The sequence below is a fragment of the Clostridium moutaii genome (assembly GCF_041205085.1).
GTDB classification, from domain to species: Bacteria; Bacillota; Clostridia; order Clostridiales; family Clostridiaceae; genus Clostridium_B; species Clostridium_B moutaii.
In genome coordinates, this window is the sequence record NZ_JBGEWD010000036.1 from 1 (window position 1) to 7,266 (window position 7,266).

General features: G+C 32.5%; 8 protein-coding genes. 6 read left to right on the plus strand and 2 right to left on the minus strand.

The window, feature by feature from the left end; all coding sequences use genetic code 11:
- The first annotated feature begins 121 nt into the window (after positions 1–121).
- The 4 genes from AB8U03_RS17805 (at position 122) to AB8U03_RS17820 (ending at position 3,648) form a co-directional block, all read left to right on the plus strand.
- On the plus strand, positions 122–925 hold the full coding sequence (locus AB8U03_RS17805) for a MerR family transcriptional regulator (protein ID WP_369705891.1): 804 nt from the start codon (positions 122–124) through the stop codon (positions 923–925).
- Positions 918–1,829, plus strand: a complete 912-nt coding sequence (locus tag AB8U03_RS17810; protein WP_369705892.1) for an ABC transporter ATP-binding protein — start codon at positions 918–920, stop codon at positions 1,827–1,829. Before AB8U03_RS17805 ends, AB8U03_RS17810 begins: the two co-directional genes overlap by 8 nt.
- Positions 1,829–2,566 carry an ABC transporter permease gene (locus tag AB8U03_RS17815; protein ID WP_369705893.1) on the plus strand — a complete coding sequence of 246 codons (738 nt, stop codon included), beginning with the start codon at positions 1,829–1,831 and terminating at the stop codon, positions 2,564–2,566. Before AB8U03_RS17810 ends, AB8U03_RS17815 begins: the two co-directional genes overlap by 1 nt.
- Positions 2,567–2,796: 230 nt before the next feature.
- The gene (locus AB8U03_RS17820; protein ID WP_369705894.1) at positions 2,797–3,648 is read left to right on the plus strand and encodes a pentapeptide repeat-containing protein; all 852 of its coding nucleotides are present in this window, start codon (positions 2,797–2,799) and stop codon (positions 3,646–3,648) included.
- A gap of 57 nt (positions 3,649–3,705) precedes the next feature.
- Here AB8U03_RS17820 and AB8U03_RS17825 read toward each other — a convergent pair whose 3' ends face one another.
- The gene (locus AB8U03_RS17825) at positions 3,706–4,269 is read right to left on the minus strand and encodes a TetR/AcrR family transcriptional regulator (protein ID WP_369705895.1); all 564 of its coding nucleotides are present in this window, start codon (positions 4,267–4,269) and stop codon (positions 3,706–3,708) included.
- A gap of 120 nt (positions 4,270–4,389) precedes the next feature.
- Here AB8U03_RS17825 and AB8U03_RS17830 point away from each other — a divergent pair, with 120 nt between their 5' ends.
- Positions 4,390–4,911 (plus strand): YbhB/YbcL family Raf kinase inhibitor-like protein, encoded by a 522-nt coding sequence (locus AB8U03_RS17830; RefSeq protein WP_369705896.1) that lies wholly within the window; start codon positions 4,390–4,392, stop codon positions 4,909–4,911.
- 7 nt (positions 4,912–4,918) lie between these two features.
- Positions 4,919–5,677, plus strand: a complete 759-nt coding sequence (locus AB8U03_RS17835; protein WP_369705897.1) for a sulfite exporter TauE/SafE family protein — start codon at positions 4,919–4,921, stop codon at positions 5,675–5,677.
- Positions 5,678–5,917: 240 nt separating this feature from the next.
- On the opposite strand, the gene AB8U03_RS17840 is transcribed toward AB8U03_RS17835, so the two are convergent.
- A complete protein-coding gene (locus tag AB8U03_RS17840; protein ID WP_369705898.1) occupies positions 5,918–7,078 on the minus strand; it encodes a MerR family transcriptional regulator in 1,161 nt (386 codons plus the stop codon).
- Positions 7,079–7,266 lie beyond the last annotated feature (188 nt).

Sequence of the window (7,266 nt, forward strand, 5' to 3'; positions counted from 1 at the left end):
CGAATTAAGTACTGCAAACAAGAAGTTACATTTTCATTTTACGAAAAAATATTAAAAACCTCTTGCTAGCTACGTTGCGTTATATAATATAATAAATATTGTCAGGAGGGGAGGGATATATGTGAAAGATTTCAGAGAAGATTTCATTACGGTTGGTGAACTGGCAAAAAAAGTTGGTGTTACTGTAAGAACACTGCAATATTATGATAAAATAGGCCTATTAAAAGCTGGTTTCAATGAAGGTGGACATAGAATTTATAAGCTTGACGATATCATTAAACTCCAGCAGATTTTATTCTTAAAATCGCTGGGATTTTCATTGAAACAAATCAAAAACAAGATATTAAAACAGCGGACTTCTTTAGGATTCGAACAAATATTTACCAATCAGCGAAAAATTCTAATTGGGCAGATTACAAATTTAAATAAAATCGTAAATATGCTTAATGAGGTTATTGATGAGATTAAAATTGGCAAAGAAATAAGCTTTGAAAAACTTATGTTCATTATGGAACAAATGAATCAAGGGAATCCGTACACATTTGTAATTCGATATTTTGGTGATGAGCAGTTAAAAAATCTGGCAAGGCGTTTTTATTCACCAGAAAAATACCGCGAGTATATGGAAGAATACAAAGATATCTTTACACGATTAAATGATCTATATCGTAAAGGAGCAGATCCTTTAGGTAGTGAAGGTCAGAAATTAGCAAAAGATTGGTGGAAAATGGTGAATCAATTTACTGCAGGCGATACCAATCTGCTTAAGTCACTTCTTTATGCAGGTAGGGACATAAAAAATTGGCCTGAAAACACTACAAATTTAAAGGATGCCATTGAACATTTTTTAATAAATGCACTTTATGTGTATTTTCGTAAGAATAATATTCAATTCTCAGAAATGGAGGTGGGTAAAGATGGATGAATCTATAATCTTAATTAAGGGCCTTGTAAAACGATATGGCTCATTTACTGCAGTAAATGGTTTGGATATTGAGGTTAAAAAGGGTGAGGTATTTGGAATTTTAGGCCCCAATGGTGCTGGAAAGACTACCACACTTGAATGTTTGGAAGGTATACGTAAATCAGATGGTGGTAAGATTAGGGTAGCTGGATGTGATCCTGAGGCAGATGAAAGAAAACTTCGAAATAAATTGGGTGTTCAACTTCAATCCTCATCGCTTCCTGACAGCATTCTTGTTGGTGAGGCAATATCACTTATAGGTGCCTGGCATGGATTATCTGAATGCTCTAAATTAATTAAAAAATTTCGAATTGAAAATTTATTGAAAAAGCAGTATGGAAAATTATCTACTGGGCAAAAAAGACACTTACATCTTGCTCTTGCATTGATAAACAATCCAGATGTTGTTGTTCTGGATGAACCTACAGCAGGACTCGATGTACAGAGCAGAGCACAGCTTCATGAAGAAATACTCTCTATTAAATCCCAGGGAATTACTGTGTTGCTGGCAACCCATGATATGGCCGAGGTTGAAAAATTATGTGACCGCATAGCTATTATAATACACGGTAGATTAGCAGTTTGTGGAACAACTGAACAAGTGAAATCAGCTGGCAATAAACAAACTAGTATACGTTTGCGTACAAATAAAGGGTCTTTATTACCTGGTACAAATATTGGAGAAGCAAAATTTATCAAAACCAAGGAAGGTTATCTTGAATGGAAAAGTGAGGATATAGAGTCTTCAATTTTAGAAATGCTAAAAAAAGTGAAAGACGCAGGGGATACAATTGAAGATTTACGTGTAGAAAGGCCAACCATTGAAGAACGATTTCTTGAGCTTGTGGAAGGAGTTGAAAATTAATGAAAGCTTTCATTAAATATCTTTGGATTCAGTTGAAAATGGATTTGAGGGATAAGGGTACTCTCATGCATTTTTATCTTGTACCACTTTTATTTTTCTTTGTAATGGGTTCGGTTCTTTCATCTATTAATCCACTGATGAAAACAACACTTGCAGCAACAATGACAATTTTTGCTGTAACGATGGGTTCAATTATGGGTTCTCCTACACCAATAGTGAAAATGAGGGAATCAGGAACTCTGCGTGCTTTCAAAGTTAATGGAATACCTGGTGCAGCGGTGCTGTCAATTCATGCGTTTAGTGCTTTTATCCATTTACTTTTGGTATCCGTAATTATTTATATAGCTGCACCTGTTATATTCCATTCGAATATTCCCAATTCTTCTGGATATTATTTTACTGTTTTGATAGTGTTTTTATTTGCCAGTATAGGGATTGGTTTATTTATTGGTGTAATTGCACGTGATCAATCTTTTTCAACTATGTTTTCCATGATAATATTTTTACCGTCATTGCTTTTAAGTGGTATTATGTTTCCAGCATCTATGCTGCCAAAATCGTTTATGTGGCTGGGACGTATATTTCCAGCTACACATGCACTGCAGTCTTTTTATGGACTGGCTTATCAAACAAAGACCGATATAAATGCAAATTTGTCTATTTGCATTGTTACTATGGTAGGAGTATTTATGTTTATACTTTCTATATGGCAGTTTGCGAATATTGGCAGAAACTAAAAATCTAATTTATATTTTAAAGAAGATTGTTAAATATTATTGCAAAATATAAATAAAAAATAGTAGCAGCCATTTTTCCATAGGAGCTACTATTTTTTGTATCCATTGATATTATACATATAAATAATTTTTTGTAATGTAAGTATCATATAGATGTTAAAATACATTCTGTATATGTTATAATTTAAAAGTAAAAATTATTTGTATTTTTCTAATATGAGGTAAATAATATGATACATATGTATGAAGATAGACGTAATAAAGAACTGAGAATTGATTGTAAAAAATGTTTTGGATTATGCTGTGTAGCACTATACTTTTCAGCTTCCGAGGGTTTCCCAACGAATAAATCGGCTGGTAAGCCCTGTATAAACTTACAATCTGATTTTAAGTGTTCTGTTCACAAAAATCTTAGGAAGAAGGGGCTTAAAGGGTGCACTGCTTATCACTGCTTTGGAGCAGGCCAAAAAGTTTCCCAAGTTACGTATTCTGGATATGACTGGAGAAAGAATCCCGAGACTGCAAAGCAAATGTTTGGCGTGTTTTTAGTTATGAGGCAACTTCATGAAATGATATGGTATCTATCAGAAGCATTTAATCTGCAGACAGACCACCATGTTAAAGAGAATATAAGCTTGATTTTAGATAATACTGAACAGCTTACACATCTTGGGGCTGATTCTTTATTAGAACTGAATCTGGAAGCTCATAGAATAAAGGTTAATGTTTTGCTTAAAGATACCAGTGAAATGATACGTAGTAAAGCGCATAAAAGGAAAAATACTCTTTCGGCAAATCAGAATACTAACTCTCATAGATTAGATTATTTTGGTGCAGACTTGAGAAAAACCAATCTTAGAGGTGCAGACTTGAGGGGAGCGTGTCTTATTGCAGCAAACCTTAGAGGGGTGGATTTGAGCGGAGCTGATTTAATAGGAGCTGATTTAAGGGATACCGACCTCAGCGGGGCCAATCTCACAAATAGTATTTTTGTTACACAAGCTCAGCTCAATACAGCTAAGGGGGATTCTAATACAAAACTACCAAGGATACTAGTTCGACCAGCTTATTGGTTAAAGTGATTAATGGTTTTAATGATAAAAATTATAATTTGACAATAGGTGGCATCTTAGTATTGACTATGGAAGTGGAGATAGATTTATATCCAGCATTGTTTTGAAGCTGTCATCTTTGTTGGCCATTTTATTTTCAAAGTATCCTGAGAGTTCCAGTAAAATAAATCCTAAAACTGCACTGCGGATGCTTCTTGAGAGCATAAGCAATTCTGGTTTTGGTCTGCCGGTAAAACTGAGAAGCTGTTCAAACATCTTGATAATTTTTAATGAAGATTGATAAATAATAGATTGATGTTCATATTGTGGAACTATTAAAATAACCATTGCCAGCTTAGGATGCTTCAGGCTGTAATTACGAATTGTTGAACAAAATACTTTAATAGCATTCTTTCCGGATAATCCAAGTAAATTTTCATAGAGGACAGCTTCCAGTCTATTAAAAAAAATACTGCCGATTGTTATTTTTAATTCATCCAGGTTTCTGAAGTAGTTGTATAAGGATGGCGGTTTAATATTCAGGGATTGTGATAATTTTTGGAAAGTTAATAAATTCAAGCCTTCATTTTCAGCAATATCCATAGCTTTGTTTAGGACTTTTTCTTTTGAAAGTTCTCTTTTTTTTGTCATTTTTGTACACCTGCCAGTTCAATGATTTAAATTAAGAATATCATGTTTTTATTTAGTTTACAAATTAACTATAAAAGTATATAATCTAATTATATTAGTTTATAGAGAGAAGGTCTAATAATGAAAATTGAATTTCCTTTTTCAGGTTCCGCATTACCTGACAAATATGGGGTAAATGCTGCTGCCATACAGAAATATCACGATAAAAATTTAATTTCATTTCCTTTTAAAGTAACAAATATTCCCCAAGGTGCAACTTCAATTGCATTTTCGTTAATTGACCATGATACAGTTCCTATTATTGGGTTTTCATGGATTCACTGGCTGGCTGCAAATATTCAAATAACAGCACAATCAGCTGTAGAAATTGAGGAAAATGCCAGTCAAAGACAGCTGTTTTTACAAGGAACAAATAGCTATATTTCAAGTCTTGAACCATATGATGAGAAAGAAAATGTAACGCAGCGATATGTTGGACCAAGACCAAGAGGAGGGGTACATGATTATACATTGACAGTTTATGCATTGGATGCAGTATTAAATTTAAAGGCTGGATTTTATTATCCTGATTTGTTGAGAGAAATTGAAAAGCATTTTCTATGTAAAAGTTATGTAAAATTAAAGTATGAAAAAAGGAAGTAGTTGAATAATGCTCATCTTATTATCGCTGGCAGGTTTGATTGTTGGAATTTTTGTTGTATCTATGGGAGGTGGCGGTGGTTCGATATATATTGGTATTTTGACTACCATGTTTCATATGAGTCCTGCCATGGCAGCAAGTACATCCCTGGCTACTATGATTCCTTCCATGATTATGGGAGCATATAGTCATTATAAGCAGGGAAATGTTGATCTCAAGGCCGGAAATAAAATTTTAATATATGGTGCTGTTGGAACAGTTGTTGGAAGCTTATTGTCACCATATATTCCTGAAAAAATTTATATGTATATTACAGGTATTATCATTTTTGTCCTGGGACTTCAGATTATGTATAAATTCTTGTATCCTAAAAAATCTTCCAATGTTGAGAAATATGGAAAGTTGATTACAATTGTTTTTGGGTTAATCAGTGGTCTGATGGTGGGAATTGTTGGATTGAGCGGCGGCGGTCCAATTGTATCAGGATTGCTTATTTTAGGACTTCCCATGATTAAAGTAGTAGGAACCTCTATTTATGTTCTGACAGGTACATCCGCTATTGGCCTGTTTATGCATTTAAGTATCGGAATTATTGACTGGAAGTATGTTATAATGCTTTTAATTGGTACATTGCTGGGTTCATACCTCGGGCCTAAAATTCTTGCAAAATTTAAGCAGGATGTTCTTAATAAATATTTGAAATTAACTATGGCTGTATTGTTAATTGTAATGGGTGGAAGACTGCTCATGACACAATTTATGCGTTAGCTTTGTGGCTTCAGTAATAGATTATAAATCTCTCAGGATTATTTAAGCTTTTAAATTCAGATTTTTCATAAAAGCCATATCCTGTATATTTTATCAATTATGACATCACGCAAATATGCAAAAATAAATTAATGTGAACTAAAAAAGCACTTTTTATAAGTGCTTTTTTATAGTATGTCATATAGTGTATTTAGCCTATTATCATCCGCTTAACATACCCTTTTAATAATTTTTAATTTATTATTTATTATTTTCAGCATAAAATTTTAAAGCTTCTCCAATAAATTTAGATGTACCATTTCCATATCTTTTATCTGTTGCTTTGATAAATTCAGGCTTTGATAAATAAAAATCTGCCATATACCCCAAATAATTTTCTCCCGCATCTATTTTTAAAGTCTCATTCTGTTTTTGGGTCTCATTTGCAATTTCTTCAACAATTTCTTGAATCTCCTCTGAATAAGGAGCTTTACTTAAATCAGATACAAGCTTTTTATATAGTGTTTCTATTTTAGGCTCATAATCTCCCAAATAAATTTTTAAAGCTTTTCCAATAAATTTAGACGCACCACTTCCATATTTCTTATCAACTTCTTCTATCCACTTAGGAAATACCAAGTAAAGTTGTACCATAGCGTACCAATAATAGTCTCCCATATTAGTTTTAAAAGCTTCATAATCTTTTTTAGCTGTATTAGTTATTTCACCAGCAATTTGTTGAATTTCCTTTGAAGAAGGATTTTTGTTCAAATCAGCTACAAGTTTTTTATATAGTTCTTTTAATTTAGAATGATTATCATAAAGACAATCTTTTTTAAACTTATCAATTTGTTCTGCTTTAGTTAATATATCACTATTAAAATTTTTCTTTATAGCTTTAGCATATTTTTCAATACTTCCATATTGCTTTATAGCACTTTTAGCAATTTCATCTTCCCTAGATTTACATTTTTCAATAAATTCATTATATTTGTCTACGCTGCCATAAGCTTTAATTATCTTATCTTCATGTTCTTTTTTTAACTCTTCCAATGCATTAAAATATTCACTCATATCAAATTCTTTAAAACTCATTGTGCTTTCTCCTTTTAATGTTTTATTTATAAGCTCTATTAAATCATTTAATTTGTTGCGCTTTAACATAAGCAGCTTTTTTTGATTTTCTAGCGCCTCCATTTTATCAAAGTTGGGACTAACCATGATTTCTTTTACTTCTTTCAAAGGTATATCAAGCTCTTTGAAAAATAAAATCTGCTGCAAGGTTTCAAGAGCTTTGTTGTTATAAAGTCTGTAACCTGAGTCTGTGAATTTACTTGGTTTTAACAATCCGATTTTATCGTAGTAATGTAGCATGCGTACACTTATTCCTGTTAGATCCGAAACTTGTTTTATTGTTTTCATTGCGGTACCTCCAACTTTGATTTTAGAGCTATCACTATTGTCTGACACTCCGCCGGCTATGAGTTTTTGTCAATATAATCAAACTCTATTTTTATATTACACTATGACATAGTGTTAGGGTCAATACTTTTTTGAAAATTTTACGTAAAATGAAAATGTAACTTCTTGTTTGCAGTACTTAATTCGTC